Source organism: Pseudomonas sp. Q1 (assembly GCF_009935975.1).
GTDB lineage: Bacteria > Pseudomonadota > Gammaproteobacteria > Pseudomonadales > Pseudomonadaceae > Aquipseudomonas > Aquipseudomonas palleroniana.
The window spans coordinates 181,430-198,311 of record NZ_QODI01000001.1 but is presented as its reverse complement, the minus strand read 5'-3'; the positions used below and the strand labels follow the sequence as shown (position 1 = coordinate 198,311).

At 60.5% G+C, this 16,882-nt stretch carries 16 protein-coding genes; 11 read left to right on the top strand and 5 right to left on the bottom strand.

Annotated features, from left to right (window positions below):
* Positions 1-132 precede the first annotated feature (132 nt).
* Positions 133-489, top strand: coding sequence for a DUF1493 family protein (locus DK870_RS00790; protein ID WP_104995235.1), 357 nt, complete (start codon positions 133-135; stop codon positions 487-489).
* A 16-nt stretch (positions 490-505) separates the two neighbouring features.
* On the top strand, positions 506-1,363 hold the full coding sequence (locus DK870_RS00785) for a DMT family transporter (protein ID WP_256679789.1): 858 nt from the start codon (positions 506-508) through the stop codon (positions 1,361-1,363).
* A gap of 104 nt (positions 1,364-1,467) precedes the next feature.
* On the opposite strand, the gene DK870_RS00780 is transcribed toward DK870_RS00785, so the two are convergent.
* From DK870_RS00780 to DK870_RS00770, 3 genes are all read right to left on the bottom strand, one after another.
* Positions 1,468-3,009, bottom strand: coding sequence for a phosphoenolpyruvate carboxykinase (locus DK870_RS00780; RefSeq protein ID WP_060754661.1), 1,542 nt, complete (start codon positions 3,007-3,009; stop codon positions 1,468-1,470).
* A 179-nt stretch (positions 3,010-3,188) separates the two neighbouring features.
* A complete protein-coding gene (hslO, locus tag DK870_RS00775) occupies positions 3,189-4,091 on the bottom strand; it encodes an Hsp33 family molecular chaperone HslO (RefSeq protein ID WP_161547668.1) in 903 nt (300 codons plus the stop codon).
* Positions 4,092-4,198: 107 nt separating this feature from the next.
* Complete coding sequence (locus DK870_RS00770) at positions 4,199-4,606, bottom strand: RNA-binding S4 domain-containing protein (RefSeq protein WP_060754663.1); 408 nt, start codon at positions 4,604-4,606, stop codon at positions 4,199-4,201.
* 116 nt (positions 4,607-4,722) lie between these two features.
* Here DK870_RS00770 and DK870_RS00765 point away from each other — a divergent pair, with 116 nt between their 5' ends.
* From DK870_RS00765 to rimK, 3 genes are read left to right on the top strand one after another with little or no spacing between them, the layout of a single operon-like run.
* Entirely contained in the window at positions 4,723-5,502 is a 780-nt protein-coding gene (locus DK870_RS00765) for an EAL domain-containing protein (RefSeq protein ID WP_161547667.1), read from the top strand.
* 46 nt (positions 5,503-5,548) lie between these two features.
* Positions 5,549-5,998 carry an ATP-dependent zinc protease gene (locus DK870_RS00760; RefSeq protein ID WP_169868620.1) on the top strand — a complete coding sequence of 150 codons (450 nt, stop codon included), beginning with the start codon at positions 5,549-5,551 and terminating at the stop codon, positions 5,996-5,998.
* Positions 5,995-6,900 (top strand): 30S ribosomal protein S6--L-glutamate ligase, encoded by a 906-nt coding sequence (gene rimK / locus DK870_RS00755; protein ID WP_010214091.1) that lies wholly within the window; start codon positions 5,995-5,997, stop codon positions 6,898-6,900. Before DK870_RS00760 ends, rimK begins: the two co-directional genes overlap by 4 nt.
* A gap of 81 nt (positions 6,901-6,981) precedes the next feature.
* On the opposite strand, the gene DK870_RS00750 is transcribed toward rimK, so the two are convergent.
* Both DK870_RS00750 and ompR read right to left on the bottom strand, forming a co-directional pair.
* A complete protein-coding gene (locus DK870_RS00750) occupies positions 6,982-8,295 on the bottom strand; it encodes an ATP-binding protein (RefSeq protein ID WP_060754665.1) in 1,314 nt (437 codons plus the stop codon).
* A gap of 117 nt (positions 8,296-8,412) precedes the next feature.
* Positions 8,413-9,153, bottom strand: a complete 741-nt coding sequence (gene ompR, locus DK870_RS00745) for a two-component system response regulator OmpR (protein ID WP_090367501.1) — start codon at positions 9,151-9,153, stop codon at positions 8,413-8,415.
* 356 nt (positions 9,154-9,509) lie between these two features.
* Between ompR and DK870_RS00740 the strand changes: the two genes are divergently transcribed.
* The 6 genes from DK870_RS00740 (at position 9,510) to tauC (ending at position 16,882) form a co-directional block, all read left to right on the top strand.
* Positions 9,510-11,834, top strand: a complete 2,325-nt coding sequence (locus tag DK870_RS00740; RefSeq protein ID WP_161547666.1) for a Tex family protein — start codon at positions 9,510-9,512, stop codon at positions 11,832-11,834.
* The gene (locus tag DK870_RS00735; RefSeq protein WP_060754668.1) at positions 11,834-12,217 is read left to right on the top strand and encodes a PaaI family thioesterase; all 384 of its coding nucleotides are present in this window, start codon (positions 11,834-11,836) and stop codon (positions 12,215-12,217) included. The genes DK870_RS00740 and DK870_RS00735 overlap by 1 nt, the downstream gene beginning before the upstream one ends.
* 214 nt (positions 12,218-12,431) lie before the next feature.
* Complete coding sequence (gene gshA, locus DK870_RS00730) at positions 12,432-14,015, top strand: glutamate--cysteine ligase (RefSeq protein WP_090367503.1); 1,584 nt, start codon at positions 12,432-12,434, stop codon at positions 14,013-14,015.
* Between the two features lie 257 nt (positions 14,016-14,272).
* Complete coding sequence (gene tauA / locus DK870_RS00725; RefSeq protein WP_104995230.1) at positions 14,273-15,250, top strand: taurine ABC transporter substrate-binding protein; 978 nt, start codon at positions 14,273-14,275, stop codon at positions 15,248-15,250.
* A gap of 16 nt (positions 15,251-15,266) precedes the next feature.
* Positions 15,267-16,046 (top strand): taurine ABC transporter ATP-binding subunit, encoded by a 780-nt coding sequence (tauB, locus tag DK870_RS00720; RefSeq protein ID WP_060754671.1) that lies wholly within the window; start codon positions 15,267-15,269, stop codon positions 16,044-16,046.
* Positions 16,043-16,882: a taurine ABC transporter permease TauC gene (gene tauC, locus DK870_RS00715; protein ID WP_161547665.1), complete on the top strand. Its 840-nt coding sequence runs from the start codon at positions 16,043-16,045 to the stop codon at positions 16,880-16,882. The genes tauB and tauC overlap by 4 nt, the downstream gene beginning before the upstream one ends.

The window sequence follows — 16,882 nt, the reverse complement described above, 5'->3', positions numbered from 1 at the left end:
CTTGATGCCCGTGTGCAATGCCCTGGATATTTCGTCTTCCCGACGTTGCCATTGTCTTCAGCGATTTCCTCTGTTTCTATTCTTGCCAGGCTCATAACGCCTGTCCTCACCCACTTCTGCGTGCCCCTACCAATGAACCTCGCCCCCAACTTCCCCGAAGACGTCGTTATGCAGCATCTCCTGCAACTGCTGCACGAAGAAATCGGCCTGCCGGAACACAAGACCCTTCGCCTGGAAACCTCGATCAACCTCGACCTGGGTTGCGACGGTGGAGAAGCCAAACTACTGATGGAAGCACTGGAACAGGAATTCGCGCTCGACCTGGGCGACTTCGACACTTATCGTTACTTCAACCCGCCGGTGTTTGATGTGTTTCTCAAACGTCGAGCCAAGGGACGAGGTGACAAAGTGCCGCTGACGATCGGTATGCTGTACCTGGCTATCAAGACCCAAAGCTGGGACACGCAGACGCTGGAAAACCTGAGCTGAAACACAAGGACCTTACATGGACGTAATAATGGGCCTGCTGGCAGCTCTGCTCTGGGGCGGCACGGATTTTCTCGTGGGTCTCAACGCCCGAGCCGTGGGCGTTAAACGCGCCGTCTATTTCGGCCAAGCCCTGGGTTTCCTGATCATGACGCTGTTTTTGGTCATTCTCCCCAGCCTCTTGTTCAAATCCCTGGATGCCCCGCTGAGCATCTGGCTCCTGGGCATCGCCGCCGCCCTGCTCACTGTCTCCGGGGCCCTTGCGCTGTCCAAGGCCTTCGCCCTCGGCAAAGCGGCCATCGTCGCGCCGCTGGTGACGTCCTACGGCGTAGTGACCACCTTGCTGTCTTGGGCCAGCGGTGAGCACATCAGCCTGACGCAACTGGGCTGCATCGCCTTGTGCGTGGTCGGCGTGATGCTCTCCAGCATCCACAAGGACAACGACCTCCCCCACAACAACCCACGCCTTTCCATCGCCTACGCCATGCTCGCCGCGTTGCTGTATGGCACTAGTTTCTGGCTGCAAGGCCGCTACACACTGCCGGTGCTGGGGCCAATCATTATGCTGTGGCTCGGCTACCTGGTGGGTCTGTGCGTGCTGGTGGTTATGGTGCTTAACATCAAGGACGGTTTGAAAATCCCGCCGCTAAAAAACTGCGCGACATTGACCGGGGCGAGTTTGATGAACCTGGGCGGTTTCTCGGCGTTTTCGTGGGGAGCGATGGCGGGGTCGGTGTCAGTGGTGACGGTGATCAGTACTTTGTCGGGCGGGATTGCAGCGATTCTGGGGTTTGTGTTCTTCAAGGAACGGCTGTCGGCGGTGCAGGTGTCAGGGGTTGCGTTAGTGCTGGTCGGGGCGATTATCTTGCACCTATAGATCCAGGCAGCAAGAGATTGAAGGTCTCTGATCGAAGAAGCCCCAAAACTTCAAAAATAAAAAAGCCGCCCACTAGGGGGCGGCTTTTTTACAACGTTCGAACCTTACAACTTGGGACCCGCGGCCTTGATCGCATCGCTCACTTCAAACTTCTTGAAGTTCTCGATGAACAGGCCGGCCAGTGCCTTCGCCGCTTCGTCGTATGCAGCTTTGTCGGCCCAGGTGTTACGTGGGTTCAACAGGCCGGTTTCAACGCCCGGTACGGCCAGTGGCACGTCGAGGTTGATGGTGTCGAGGTGCTCGGTTTGCGCACCAATCAACGCGCCGCTCTGGATCGCTGCGATGACGCCGCGAGTGGTCGGGATGTTGAAGCGCTTGCCGACGCCATAGCCACCACCGGTCCAGCCGGTGTTGACCAGGTAGACCTTGGAGCCGAAGCCACGGATGCGCTTGATCAGCAGTTCTGCGTATTCACCGGCCGGGCGTGGGAAGAACGGCGCGCCGAAGCAGGTGGAGAAGGTCGACTTGATGCCGCTGCCGGAACCCATTTCGGTCGAGCCCACCAGAGCGGTGTAGCCGGACAGGAAGTGGTAGGCCGCTTGCTCTTCGCTGAGGATGGACACTGGCGGCAGCACGCCGGTCAGGTCGCAGGTCAGGAAGATCACAGCGTTTGGCTCGCCGCCCAGGTTCTTCTCGGAACGCTTGGCAACGTGTTCCAGCGGGTAGGCGGCGCGGCTGTTCTGGGTCAGGCTGACATCGGCATAGTCGGCGTGCTTGGCGTCGTCGATCACGACGTTTTCGAGCACGGCACCGTGCTTGATGGCTTTCCAGATTACCGGCTCGTTCTTCTCGGACAAGTCGATGCACTTGGCATAGCAACCGCCTTCGATGTTGAACACCACGCCTTCGCCCCAACCGTGTTCGTCGTCACCGATCAGGTAACGGCTTTCGTCGGCGGACAGGGTGGTTTTACCGGTGCCCGACAGACCGAAGAACAGGGTCACGTCGCCGGCTTCGCCGATGTTGGCGGCGCAGTGCATCGGCAGTACGTCGGCGGCCGGCAGCAGGAAGTTCTGCACCGAGAACATGGCTTTCTTCATTTCACCGGCGTAACGCATGCCGGCGATCAGCACTTTTTTCTGTGCGAAGTTGAGGATCACGCAACCGTCGGAGTTGGTGCCGTCACGCTCTGGCACGCACTCGAAGTTGGCTACGTTAAGCACCTGCCACTCTTCACGACCGGCCGGGTTGTACTGGGCCGGGTTGATGAACAGGCAACGACCGAACAGGTTCTGCCAGGCAGTCTGGGTGGTCATTTTCACGGGCAGGTAGTGATCGTGCGCAGCACCGACGTGAACGTGGGAAACGAAATGCTCTTGCGCATTGTTGAAGGCTTCGACACGCGCCCACAGGGCGTCGAACTTGTCGGCCGGGAACTTGCGGTTGATCGGGCCCCAGGCGATGGCGTCCTGGGTGGAAGGCTCTTCAACGATGAAACGATCGACTGGCGAACGGCCGGTACGGTGACCGGTTTCTACGACCAGCGCGCCAGTATCGGCAAGCACGCCTTCACCGCGCTGCAGGGCTTCTTTGACCAGATCATCAACACTCAGATCGGTGTATACAGCGTTATTGGCTTGCGTCATGAGGTTCCCCGTCGGCCTGTAGCCGAGTGCTCCAAACGTTTTGTAGTAGAAAGTTGCGCACTACTACCGCGAAAAAAGTGGGCCGGATTATGCCAGAAAAGCCCAAAAAGAGTAGGGCCCTCCCGTCAGAACTGCGCTAATCCGGCGTTTGTCAGGTGATTTACCTGTGCTTAAACGTTTTAGTGGCGGGTGTCGGAAGGGGTGTCGATGCCTGCGCCGGCGAATAACTGGACTACATCAGCGGCATCGAACAGGTAGCGCTGGTTGCAGAACTGGCAGTCGATTTCAATATGGCCGCCGTGTTCCACCACCAGACTCTGTGCATCTTCAAGGCCCAGGCTGACCAGAGCATTGGCCGAGCGCTCGCGCGAGCAACTGCAATGGAAGCGCAGGCTTTGGGCATCGAACAGCCGCACAGCTTCTTCGTGATAAAGGCGGTGCAGGATGGTTTCGTTGTCCAGCGCCAGCAACTCCTCGGTGGTCAGGGTGCCGGCCAGTGCGGTGAGGTTGCGCCAGCTTTCGGCACGCTCGTCGTCGTCCTTGATGCGATCGGCCGGCAGTTGTTGCAGCAACAGGCCACGGGCACGCTTGCCGTCGGCTTTAAGCCAGAAACGCGTACCGACTTGTTGGGACATCACGAAGTAGTTGGTGAAGCAGTCCGACAGGGTTTCGCCGTCAAGGTCGACAATCCCCTGATAGCGCTGGCCCTCGGTCGGGTCAACGGTGAGCGCCAATACACCATTGGGCATCAGGTCGGCCAGGCACGCGTCCGCGGCAATCCGGTCAGCGTCGTAGCGGGCCAGGCCACGGATGTCGCGCTCGCTAGAGCACTCGATCATCAGCAGCGGAATCGGCCCTTCGGAACGCGCTTGCAGGATCAGCAAACCGTCGAATTTCATCGTACCCACCAGCAGCGCCGCCGCCGCCATCAGCTCGCCGAGCAGTTGCGCGACCGGCTCCGGATAGGGGTGCTTGGCGAGGACTTCGGCATAGCTGCGCTCCAACGAGACCAGTTCGCCGCGGGCGTCGGTCTCGTCGAAGATAAAGCGTTGGGTGAAGTCGGTATCCGGTAGATCAGTCATAGGTCTGGGTATCTGAGTTGAATAATATTGACGCGAAGATGACGCAGTTTATGAACAATCCGGTTTTGTTCCAAGCCAAGTGAAGCCCCAAGCGATTACCGGCGACTTTATTCGTCACCGCCACTGCCACGGAACTTGAACAGATCGCGGCGTTGCTTCTTGCTCGGTTTCCCATCGGTACTGACCCCCAGAGCCCCCGCCTTGCGCATGGCTGCTGCATGCTCACGCTTGGCGATACTCGCATCAGTCTCGGCATACAGCGTCTGAGCCTCGGGAGCGCCACGTCGTACAATCGACAGAGCCTGAACCACAATGGTCTTTTCATCAAAGCCGGTACGAATCTGGAACTCATCCCCTACGCGCGGTTCCTTGCCCGGTTTGCAGCGCTCGCCCCGGTGATGCACCTTGCCACTCTCGATGGCTGCCTTGGCCAAGGCACGGGTCTTGTAAAAACGTGCGGCCCATAGCCACTTGTCCAAACGGACTTTTTCGTCCTCTTCCTGCTTCTGAGCCACTTGAATTCCTCTCGCTGAAAAATGTCGCAACTTAACCGTTGAACCCCTTCGACGCATAAACCCCAAGGCTCACCTAAGATACGCCAGGTAGCACCCTGTTTTCGCGAGGATACGCCGTGACCGACTTCCCCGTTTCACTCACCTCGCCTGGCCAACGCTGCGTGGGCTGCCAGCAAAGCGAGCCGCTGGGTTTCGACTTCGCTTTCGCCTACCAGCCTATCGTAGACCTTCGCGATCATTCCATTTTCGCCAACGAGGCCCTGGTACGGGGGGTCAATGGCGAAGGGGCGCTATCGATACTGGCGCAAGTCAACGAGAGCAACCGTTACCGCTTCGACCAGCGTTGCCGCACCCAGGCGATCGCCGGCGCAGCGGCATTGGGGATGCAAACCCACCTGTCCATCAACTTCATGCCCAATGCCGTCTATCGGCCAGAGCTGTGTATCCGCAGCACTCTAGAGGCGGCTCGGGCACATAACTTCCCGCTCGACCAGCTGATTTTCGAGACACTTGAAAACGAGCATGTAGATAACTATCGCCATTTGACGAATATTCTGCGTGAATATCGCGAATTCGGTTTCAAGACCGCCATCGACGATTTCGGCGCGGGCTATTCGGGGCTGAATCTGCTGGCCGATTTCCAACCTGACTTGATCAAACTCGACATGGCGCTGATCCGCGATGTCGATCAGGACCGTGTCCGTCAGGTGATCGTCCAGGGGATTGTCACAATTTGTGAGCAGTTGGGCGTTACCGTCATCGCCGAAGGCATTGAAAGTGCCGGCGAGCGCGACTTCCTGTCCGACTGCGGAATATTTCTGATGCAAGGCTTCTGGTTCGCCAAGCCTGCATTCAAAGCCCTGGCCGAGGTTTCCCCTCACGCCTGGGCGAATTGACCGGTTACCTATATTGAAGACATTTGACCATTTGACCGTTGTGGGTCTGCGCGAGTGGGTGGCCCTCCCTGATTTGGGGGTAGCGGGCCTGCGCGCGAAGATCGACACCGGCGCCAGCACCTCAAGCCTGCATGCCACCGATATAGAGCCCTTTGAGCGTGACGGTGAAAAGTGGGTTCGCTTTACCGCGCACCTGGGCAGCGTTGTGCAACTGCGTCACCGCCGTTGTGAAGCGCCCCTGGTGACGATGAAAACCATCAAGAGCTCCAACGGGCATGCGCAGGTGCGATACGTGATCAGCACTACGTTGGCGCTGGGTGACCGGGTATGGCGGGTGGAGTTCACCCTGGCCTGCCGCAAGGCCATGCGTTATCGCCTGTTGCTCGGTTCCAAGGCGTTGATTGACGGCCAGTTGGTGGTCAATCCCGGCGTCAAGTACGTTCAAGACAAGCCGGTGTTCCCGGTCTCAACTATTTCTGCCCCAGGTGCTGCATGAAGATCGCTGTGCTGTCGCGAAACCCGCGTCTGTATTCCACCCGCCGCCTGGTTGAGGCCGGTACCGAACGTGGCCACGAAATGGTGGTGATCGACACGTTGCGGGCCTACATGAACATTGCCAGCCACAAGCCCCAGATCCATTACCGGGGCAAACCGCTGGAGGGTTTTGATGCGGTGATCCCGCGCATCGGTGCGTCGGTCACTTTCTACGGCTGCGCGGTGTTGCGTCAGTTCGAAATGATGGGGGTATTCCCCCTCAATGAATCGGTAGCCATCGCACGCTCGCGGGACAAGCTGCGCTCGCTGCAACTGCTCTCGCGTCGGGGGATCGGCCTGCCGGTTACCGGCTTTGCCCACTCACCGGATGACATCCCTGACCTTATCGACATGGTCAACGGCGCGCCGCTGGTGATCAAGGTGCTGGAAGGCACCCAGGGCATTGGCGTGGTGCTGTGTGAAACGGCAACGGCCGCAGAATCGGTGATCGAGGCATTCATGGGCCTCAAACAGAACATCATGGTGCAGGAATACATCAAGGAAGCCGGTGGCGCGGATATCCGCTGCTTCGTAGTGGGCGACAAAGTGATTGCGGCGATGAAGCGCCAGGCCAAACCAGGGGAGTTCCGCTCCAACCTGCACCGTGGCGGCAGCGCCAGCCTGATCAAGATCACCCCGGAAGAACGCATGACCGCGCTGCGCGCCGCCAAAGTGATGGGGTTGAGCGTGGCGGGTGTGGATATCCTGCGCTCCAACCATGGCCCCCTGGTGATGGAGGTGAACTCGTCACCGGGCCTGGAAGGCATCGAGACCACCACGGGCAAGGATGTGGCGGGGATCATCATTCAGCATCTAGAGAAGAATGGCGGCCCGAATATGACCCGGACCAAAGGCAAGGGCTAATGAAGCAGCTGCAAGCTGCAAGAGAAGGCAGGCTGCTTCTTCTTGTGGCTTGTAGCTAATAGCTTGCAGCTGCTCCTATACCTATACCGCATCTCTAGGCAGCATCAAGCCAAGCGGCAGGCGCACACGAGCCTCCAGGCCACCTTCCTCACGATTACGCAGCTCAACATTGCCTCCGTGCATCGAGGCAATCCGCCGCACAATCGCCAACCCCAGGCCCGTGCCTTTGCCCCCACGGGCACGATCGCCACGGGTGAAGGGGTTGAAGATACCTTCCAGTTCCGCCGGGTCGATCCCCGTACCTCGGTCCATCACACTCAACACGACATAGGGTGCGGCGCTGTCGCCGGACACGTAGGCCGCCACTTCCACATCTGAACCGGCATGATGCAAGGCGTTACCGATGAGGTTGTTCAGCAGACGCTTCATCGACACCCGACGCAGCGCAAACGGTTGGATCGGCTCCAGACGCATGCGCACCTGCTCACCGTTCTGGTTATAGGGGGCCACGACTTCACGCACCAGGTCCGTGAGGTCTACCTCTTCAACCACTTCATCGCGGCCATCACGGATAAACGCCAGGAACTGATCGAGAATCGCGTCCATGTCCTCGATGTCGCGGACCATGTCATCCGTCAGATCGTTATGACTGCCCATCAACTCCAGGGACAACCGCAAACGCGTCAATGGCGTGCGCAAGTCATGGGATACGCCCGCCAGCATCAGCTCGCGCTCGCGACCCGCCTGCTCGACATCCTCCGCCATCTGGTTGAACGCGCTGTACACCTCAGTCATCTCACTGGGCGTATCACTGACCGGCAGGCGCACGCTACGCCCCTGCCCCAGTTGGCGGGCTGCGAACACCAGGCGTTTCAGGGGCTGGTTGAGCTGGCGCACGAAAATCCAGGCGGATGCGGTAGAAAGCAAACCAATGGCCAGGAACCATCCCAACACGTTCCAGATCTTCTGCCCCCGCAGCGGATGCGGGTACAGCGGTACTTTCAGCCAATCCTGGCCCAGGCTGGGCGCCCTCACCCATAGCGCAGGCGACACATGCATGCGCAGCCGCACCTCGGTGTCGTCCCCCAGCTCGGCCTGCATCTGTCGCTGGTAGATCTCGCTGTAGGGCCAATGCTGTTCGCCCTCCGGCACACCCGCACCCGCCACGCGAACCAGCGTCGCGGCCTTGGCGATCTTCTCGCGGTTCTCCGGGTCGGCAGCCCAATAGGCGCGCAGGGTCAGGGCGACGCCGTGACTGTATTGCCGATCAACCAGCACGTCTTCGTTCATCAGCAGATAAACCAGCGTGAGGGCCTTGGAAAACAGAACGACGATCAGCACCAGCCAGAGCGTGCGGGAAAAGAAACTTTGCGGGAACCACAGCGGGGTTTTCATAGAGGACAGCTAGATACCTTGCAGGAACGAGGGGCGCTCGCAGAATTGCAGACGCCGGGCATCCCGTTGACTCTCATGGAGCCAAACACCGAAATACCCGCCCCTGCAAATCATGGATCAACTGGTTTTATTGCCATCCGGCACGAATACATAACCCACGCCCCACACCGTCTGGATATACCGCGGCTTGGAAGGATCAGGCTCGATCATCCGGCGCAGACGGGAAATCTGCACGTCGATGGAGCGCTCCAGGGCATCCCACTCCCGGCCACGGGCCAGGTTCATCAGCTTGTCGCGGGTCAATGGCTGGCGCGCGTTCATTACCAACGCCTTGAGGACCGCGAATTCGCCGGTAGTCAGCATGTGCACTTCATCGCCACGCTTGAGTTCACGGGTGGCCAGCGACAATTCGTAGTCGCCAAAAGTGACGCTTTCGTCTTCGCTGCCTGGCGCGCCCGGTACCGGCGGAGCCTGGCGACGCAATACCGCCTTGACCCGGGCCATCAATTCGTCCGGGTTGAATGGCTTGGCCAGGTAATCATCAGCGCCAAGCTCAAGGCCCTTGATGCGGCTCAGCTCATCGCCCTTGGCGGTCAGCATGATGATTGGAATCTGGTTGTTCGCACCGCGCAGGCGCTTGCACGCGGTCAGGCCGTCTTCGCCGGGCAGCATCAGGTCGAGTACGACCAGGTTGAACACTTCGCGCCCCAACAGGCGATCCATCTGCTCGGTGTTCGGCACCGCGCGGGCACGGTAGCCCTTGGAGTTGAAGAAGCGCTCCAGCAGGCTGCTCAGCCCTGGATCGTCATCAACGATGAGAATTTTTTCGCCTTCAGCAGTTTGTACAGTGCTGCTCATTGGATGCTCCTCTTATCTCGGCGCGCATTATGGCTTAGGTGCCGTTATACGCACCGTGTGCATTGTTAGCAGATTTTTCCTCTGCCGCCAGCGAACCCGCGTGCGGCGACCACCGGCGCAATACCACCCAAGGTCGGAACGCTGGTTATAATGCGGCGCCTTCGTGCAGGGCAACGTCAGATCGTTACCGTTTACTGCCGGGCTTTTTTTCACCCGCTTGTCGTGATTTTTTCAATTTCGAGGGTCAATAGGCTGCCTCTTGACCCAGGCAGCGGCGCCAGACGGGCCGCTCAACCAGCCTTGCAAGCCTTGTTTTCCGGGCCTGCAAGCTGCTTTCAAGAATTTCAGGTGGTTTTATGGACAGCATCAACAGCCGCATCGCCGAGGAACTCGGTGTACGCCCACAACAGGTCGAAGCGGCCGTCGCTCTACTGGATGAAGGCTCCACGGTGCCCTTCATCGCCCGTTACCGAAAAGAAGTGACCGGCAGCCTCGACGACACCCAACTACGCCACCTGGAAGAGCGCTTGCGCTACCTGCGAGAACTCGACGAACGGCGCATCAGCATCCTCGCCAGCATCGAGGAACAGGGCAAGCTGACCCCACAACTGGAACGCGACATCAAGCTCGCCGACACCAAGACCCGCCTCGAAGACCTCTACCTGCCATACAAGCAAAAGCGCCGTACCAAGGGCCAGATCGCCCTGGAAGCCGGCCTGGGTGAGTTGGCCGACAGCCTGTTCAACGACCCATCGCTGACCCCGGACACCGAAGCGGCCCGCTTCGTCAATGCCGACAAAGGCGTCGCTGACGTCAAGGCCGCCCTCGAAGGCGCCAAATACATCCTGATGGAGCGCTTCGCCGAAGACGCCAGCCTGCTGGAAAAACTGCGCACCTTCCTCAAGCAGGAAGCCACGCTTAGCGCCCGCGTCATCGCCGGCAAAGAGGAAGAAGGCGCCAAGTTCCGCGACTACTTCGAACACGACGAACCGCTCAAAAGCATGCCGTCCCACCGTGCGCTCGCCATTTTCCGTGGCCGCAACGAAGGCATTCTCAGCTCCTCACTGAAAGTCGGTGACGAACTGCCGGGCACCATGCACCCGTGCGAAGGCATGATCGGCCAGCAATTCGGCATCCAGAATCAGAATCGTCCTGCGGACAAATGGCTCGGTGAAGTCGTGCGCTGGACCTGGAAGGTCAAGCTCTACACCCACCTGGAAACCGATCTGCTGGGCGAGCTGCGCGACGGCGCTGAAACCGAGGCGATCAACGTGTTCGCCCACAACCTGCACGACCTGTTGCTGGCCGCCCCGGCAGGCCCGCGCGCGACCCTGGGCCTGGACCCGGGCCTGCGCACCGGTTGCAAGGTCGCCGTGGTCGACGCCACCGGCAAGCTGCTCGACCACGCCACCGTGTACCCCCACGTACCGCACAACAAGTGGGACCAGACCCTGGCGATCCTGGCCGCCCTGTGCGCCAAGCACTCCGTGGACCTGATCGCCATCGGCAACGGCACCGCCAGCCGCGAAACCGACAAGTTGGCCGCCGAACTGATCAAAAAATACCCAGCCATGAAGATGACCAAGGTCATGGTCTCCGAGGCCGGTGCTTCGGTGTACTCGGCGTCGGAATTGGCATCCAAGGAATTCCCGGACCTCGACGTGTCAATCCGTGGCGCGGTGTCCATCGCCCGTCGCTTGCAGGACCCGCTGGCCGAACTGGTGAAGATCGACCCTAAATCCATCGGCGTCGGCCAATACCAGCACGACGTGTCGCAGCTGAAACTGGCACGTGGCCTGGACGCGGTGGTAGAAGACTGTGTGAACGCCGTGGGCGTGGACGTAAACACCGCATCCGTAGCGTTGCTGGCGCGTATTTCCGGCCTCAACGCCACCCTGGCCCAGAACATCGTCACCCACCGCGATGAAAACGGTGCCTTCAAAACCCGCGCCGCGTTGAAAAAAGTCGCACGCCTGGGTGAAAAAACTTTCGAACAGGCCGCCGGCTTCCTGCGCGTGATGAACGGTGATAACCCGTTGGACGCCTCCGCAGTCCACCCGGAAGCCTACCCGCTGGTACAGCGCATCGCCGCCGAGACCGACCGCGACATCCGCTCGCTGATCGGCGACGCCGCTTTCCTCAAGCGCCTGGACCCGAAGAAGTACACCGATGAAACCTTCGGCGTGCCTACCATCACCGACATCCTGCAAGAACTGGAAAAACCTGGCCGCGACCCACGCCCCGAGTTCAAGACCGCTGAATTCCAGGAGGGCGTCGAAGACCTCAAGGACCTGCAGCCGGGCATGATCCTCGAAGGCGTGGTCACCAACGTGACCAATTTCGGTGCCTTTGTGGATATCGGCGTGCATCAGGACGGTTTGGTGCATATTTCCGCGCTTTCGGAGAAGTTCATCAAAGACCCACGCGAAGCGGTTAAAGCCGGTGACGTGGTCAAGGTCAAGGTCATGGAGGTCGACATCCCACGCAAGCGCGTCGGCCTGTCGATGCGCATGAGCGACACCCCAGGCGAGAAAATCGACGGCGCCCGTGGTGCCCGCCCGGGCTCGGCACCGCGCCAGTCGCAGAACAACGCGCCACGCAAGGAAACCGCGACTGCCACACCGAGCAACAACGCCATGGCCTCACTGTTCGCCAATGCCAAACAGTTGAAGAAACGCTGATGGAAATCCCGGCCGGCTTGACCCAAAGCGCGTTCAGCGAGCTGATCGGCTGCCGCCTGCAACGCCTGGACGAGGGCGTTGCCGAGGTGGCCCTGACCCTGGAGCCGCAACTGCGCAACCGCGCGGGCAAGCTCCATGGCGGGGCGATTTTCAGCCTGGTGGACATTACGATGGGGCTGGCCTGCTCCAGCTCCCATGGGTTTGACCAGCAGAGCGCGACCATCGAGTGCAAGATCAACTACATCCGTGCCGTGTCTGACGGTGACGTGCTGTGTACCGCCCGGGTGCTCCACGCGGGTCGACGCACATTGGTGGTCGAAGCCGATGTGTATCAGGACGAACGATTAGTCGCAAAAGCACAAGGCACGTTCGCTGCCCTATAGCTCCCCACCCTCGATTTGAGTTAATTTCGGCGCTGCGATAACAGCGTCGGAATTTTCTTGCTGCGCTATAGCCCAATTCATGGAGTGAAGTCGGCTTTTACTGATCGGGTCATATCGACTCTAAACCAGGCGATCACGCCAGTTTTAACTTCACCCTTGTAGACCGTCCTGCCCACCCCCATATTGGGGCGACTGACGCGTGAAGGAATCCAACTTGAGCGAACTTCTCAACCGCCGCCTGGCCTTGCTCGGCAAGCGCGAACACCTCTCCCTGCTAGAGCAGTGCTTGCACGGCATCGAGCGCGAATGCCTACGTGTCACAGCTGAAGGTCGCCTGGCGCAAACACCGCATCCTGAAGCCTTGGGCGCCGCGTTGACCCACGAACAGATCACCACCGACTACTCGGAGTCGCTGCTGGAGTTCATTACTCCCGCCCTGCCCGACCCGGCCGACACCCTGAGCAGCCTCGACAAGATCCATAGGTTTGCCTACACCAAGCTCGGCAGCGAATACCTGTGGAGCCCCTCGATGCCGTGCCCGTTGCCGGCCGAGGAAGACATTCCGATTGCCTACTACGGCACCTCCAATATCGGACAGCTCAAGTACGTTTACCGCAAGGGCCTGGCCCTGCGTTACGGCAAGACCATGCAGTGCATTGCCGGCATCCACTACAATTTTTCCCTGCCGGAAGCGTTGTGGCCGTTGCTCAAGGAGACCGAAGGTTTCGTCGGCACCGACCGTGACTACCAGTCCGATGCCTACATCGCGCTGATCCGCAACTTCCGCCGCTACAGCTGGCTGCTGATGTACCTGTTCGGTGCCTCGCCGGCCCTGGACGCCGGTTTCCTGCGCGGTCGCTCGCACCAGTTGGAAGTGCTGGACGCCGACACCCTGTACCTGCCTTACGCCACCAGCCTGCGCATGAGCGACCTGGGTTACCAGAGCAACGCCCAGGCCGGCCTCACGCCGTGCTACAACGACCTGGCCAGCTACACCGATAGCCTGCGCACGGCGGTGGCGACGCCCTACCCGCCGTATGTCGAAGTCGGCACGCATAAGGACGGTGAGTGGGTTCAGCTCAACACCAACATCCTGCAGATCGAAAACGAGTACTACTCCAACATTCGCCCCAAGCGGGTGACCTACACCGGTGAGCGGCCGATCCAGGCGCTGATGGCCCGTGGTATCCAGTACATCGAAGTGCGCTGCCTGGACATCAACCCGTTCCTGCCGATGGGTATTGACCTGCCGGAGTCGCGTTTCCTCGACGCCTTCCTGCTGTACTGCGCCCTGAACGACAGCCCGCTGTTCGCTAACAACGCCTGCGGCAACGCCACGTCCAACTTCCTCAGTGTGGTCAAGGAAGGTCGTCGCCCTGGCCTGCAGTTGCAACGTGACGGGGCGGCGGTGGACATGAAGCAATGGGCCACCGAATTGCTGGAAAAGATCGCCCCCTTGGCCGCGCTGCTGGATGAGAGCCACGGCATCACCGAGCACAGCCAGGCGCTGGACGCCCAGTTGGCGAAGGTCAAGGATTCGTCCCTGACGCCATCGGCCCAAGTGTTGGCGGCAATGGCCGAGCGTAAAGAGAGTTTTGCGCAGTTCTCCCTGCACCAGAGCCAACTGCACGCTGAGCACTTCCGCAAAGAACCGCTGCCGGCGCAAGAACAGGCGCGCTTTGAGGAGCTGGCACGCACATCGCTGGCACAGCAGGCGGAGCTGGAACAGAACGAAGTGGGCGACTTCGATGTGTTTGTTGGCTCGTACCAGGCCAGCATCCTGGCCATCAGCAACTAAAGAGACTTCAGTAGTGAGCGGGCTTGCCCCGCGCTGGGTGGCGAAGCCGCCCTAACCAAGGACGCCGCGGTGATTCAGAAAGACCGCAGCGCCTGGATTTGGGGCGGCTGCGCCCCCCAGCGCGGGGCAAGCCCGCTCACTACAGGTCAGCGTTCTTCTCATAAGCTAATTCTAATAAGTTATTTATTTTAGAGTTCTTAGATCATTTAGTCTCCTCACACGCCGACCCTCGGCCGCCTGATTGAGGAGCATCCCCTTTGAAACGTTTAATCCCACTGCGCCTTCTGGCGGCGTTGTCCCTGGCCGGTGCCAGCCTGTTTGCCCAGGCGGCGGATGTGACGATCGCTTACCAGACCACCGTAGACCCGGCCAAAGTCGCCCAGGCCGACGGTGCTTATGAGAAAGCCACCCAGGCCAAGATCAACTGGCGCAAATTCGACAACGGCGCCGACATCATCGCCGCCATTGCCTCCGGTGACGTGCAGATCGGCTACCTCGGTTCGAGCCCGCTGACCGCAGCCATTACCCGCAAAGTGCCGGTGCAAACCTTCCTCGTCGCCACCCAGATCGGCGGCGCCGAAGCCCTGGTGGCGCGCGATGGTTCGGGGATCAACAGCCCGCAGGACCTGATCGGTAAAAAGGTCGCCGTGCCGTTTGTCTCCACTGGACACTACAGCCTGCTGGCGGCGCTGAAACACTGGAATATCGACCCGTCCAAAGTGACCATCCTCAACCTCGCGCCACCGGCAATCATCGCCGCCTGGAAGCGTGGCGACATCGACGCGACCTATGTCTGGGACCCAGCCCTGGGCGTAGCCAAGGAAAACGGCAAGGTGCTGATCACCTCCGGCGAACTGGCCAAGCTCGGCGCACCGACCTTCGATGCGTGGATCGTGCGCAAAGACTTCGCCGAAAAGCACCCGGAAATCGTCAGTGCGTTCGCCAAAGTCACCCTGGATGCCTACGCCGCCTACCGCAAAGACCCACAAGCCTGGCTGGCCGATAAAGGCAACGTCGACAAGCTGGTGAAGCTCTCCGGCGCCAAGGCCAGTGATATCCCCCTGCTGCTGCAAGGCAATGTCTACCCGCTGGCCGCTGACCAGGTGACCCTGCTGGGCGCACCGACCACCCAGGCCGTGACCGACACGGCGGTGTTCCTCAAGGAGCAAGGCAAGGTCGACGCCGTACTGCCGGACTACGCACCTTACGTCAGCGCCAAATTCATCACCCACTGATCGGGAGTCCATAGCGATGGCCTTGCTACAACTGGAGCGCATCAGCGCACAGTACCCAGGCGCCACATCACCGGTACTGGCTGACATTTCACTGGACCTGGGGCCCCAGCAGTTGCTGGTCGCTCTCGGCCCGTCCGGCAGTGGCAAGACCTCGCTGTTGAACCTGATAGCCGGTTTCGTCGAACCCAGCGCCGGGCGCATCACCCTGGACGGCGTGCCGGTCAAAGGCCCCAGCGCCGAACGTGGCGTGGTGTTCCAGGATGACGCGCTGCTGCCCTGGCAGGACGTGCTGGCCAATGTCGGCTTCGGTCTCGAACTGGCCGGTGTGCCCAAGGCACAACGTGAAGTGCGCGCCCGGGAAATGCTGGCCCTGGTGGACCTGGCGGGTTTCGACAAGCGCCGTATCTGGCAACTTTCCGGCGGCCAGAAACAACGCGTGGGCTTGGCCCGTGCCCTGGCGGCCGATCCTCGTGTGTTGCTGATGGACGAACCCTTCGGCGCCCTCGATGCCTTCACCCGCGAACAGATGCAGGAACTGCTTCTGCAGGTCTGGCGGCGCACGGCCAAGCCGGTGTTCCTGATTACCCACGACATCGAAGAAGCGGTGTTCCTCGCCACTGATTTGATCCTGCTGGCCCCCAACCCTGGCCAGATCGTCGAACGCCTGCACCTGGACTTTGGCCAGCGTTACGCCGCCGGCGAATCGGCGCGAGCCATCAAGTCTGACCCACGCTTTATCGAAACCCGTGAGCACGTGCTGGGCAAAGTGTTCTCGCAACGGCAGGTGCGCGCATGAGCAGTTACGAACTTTCCTCCACCACCACCGCCAAGCGTCCGGCGCATGCGGTTATCGCGGTGCGTCGCAGCCTGAGCACGCGCTGGATCAGTGTGCTGACCCTGGTCGCGCTGCTGACGCTCTGGTGGGCCGTCACCGCCACTGGCCTGATTGAACCGCTGTTCCTGCCGCCACCGTCTGCGGTGCTGCAAAAAGGCTGGCTGCTGGCGACCACGGGCTACATGGATTCTACCTTGTGGCAGCACTTGGCCGCGAGCTTGAGTCGTATCGGCCTGGGCCTGGGCTTTGCGGTGCTGACCGCCGTGCCGGTGGGCATCGCCATCGGTGCCAACCGTATCGCTCGCGGCATTCTCGACCCGCTGATCGAGTTCTACCGGCCTATCCCACCGTTGGCCTACCTGCCGTTGATCGTGATCTGGTGCGGCATCGGCGAGTTGTCCAAGGTACTGCTGATTTACCTGGCGATCTTTGCGCCGATCGCCATCGCCACGGCGACCGGCGTGCGCACCGTCGACCCGGCCAAACTACGCGCCGCGCAATCGCTGGGCGCCACCCGCGCCCAGTTGATTCGCCACGTGATCCTGCCAAGCGCACTGCCCGACATTCTCACCGGTGTGCGCATCGGCCTGGGCGTGGGCTGGTCGACCTTGGTCGCCGCCGAGCTGATCGCCGCCACCAGCGGCCTGGGTTTCATGGTGCAGTCGGCGGCGCAGTTCCTGGTCACCGATGTGGTGGTACTGGGGATTCTGGTGATCGCCCTGATCGCCTTCGCCATGGAAATGGGCCTGCGCGCCCTGCAGCGTAAATTAGTGCCTTGGCATGGCCAGGCACACTGA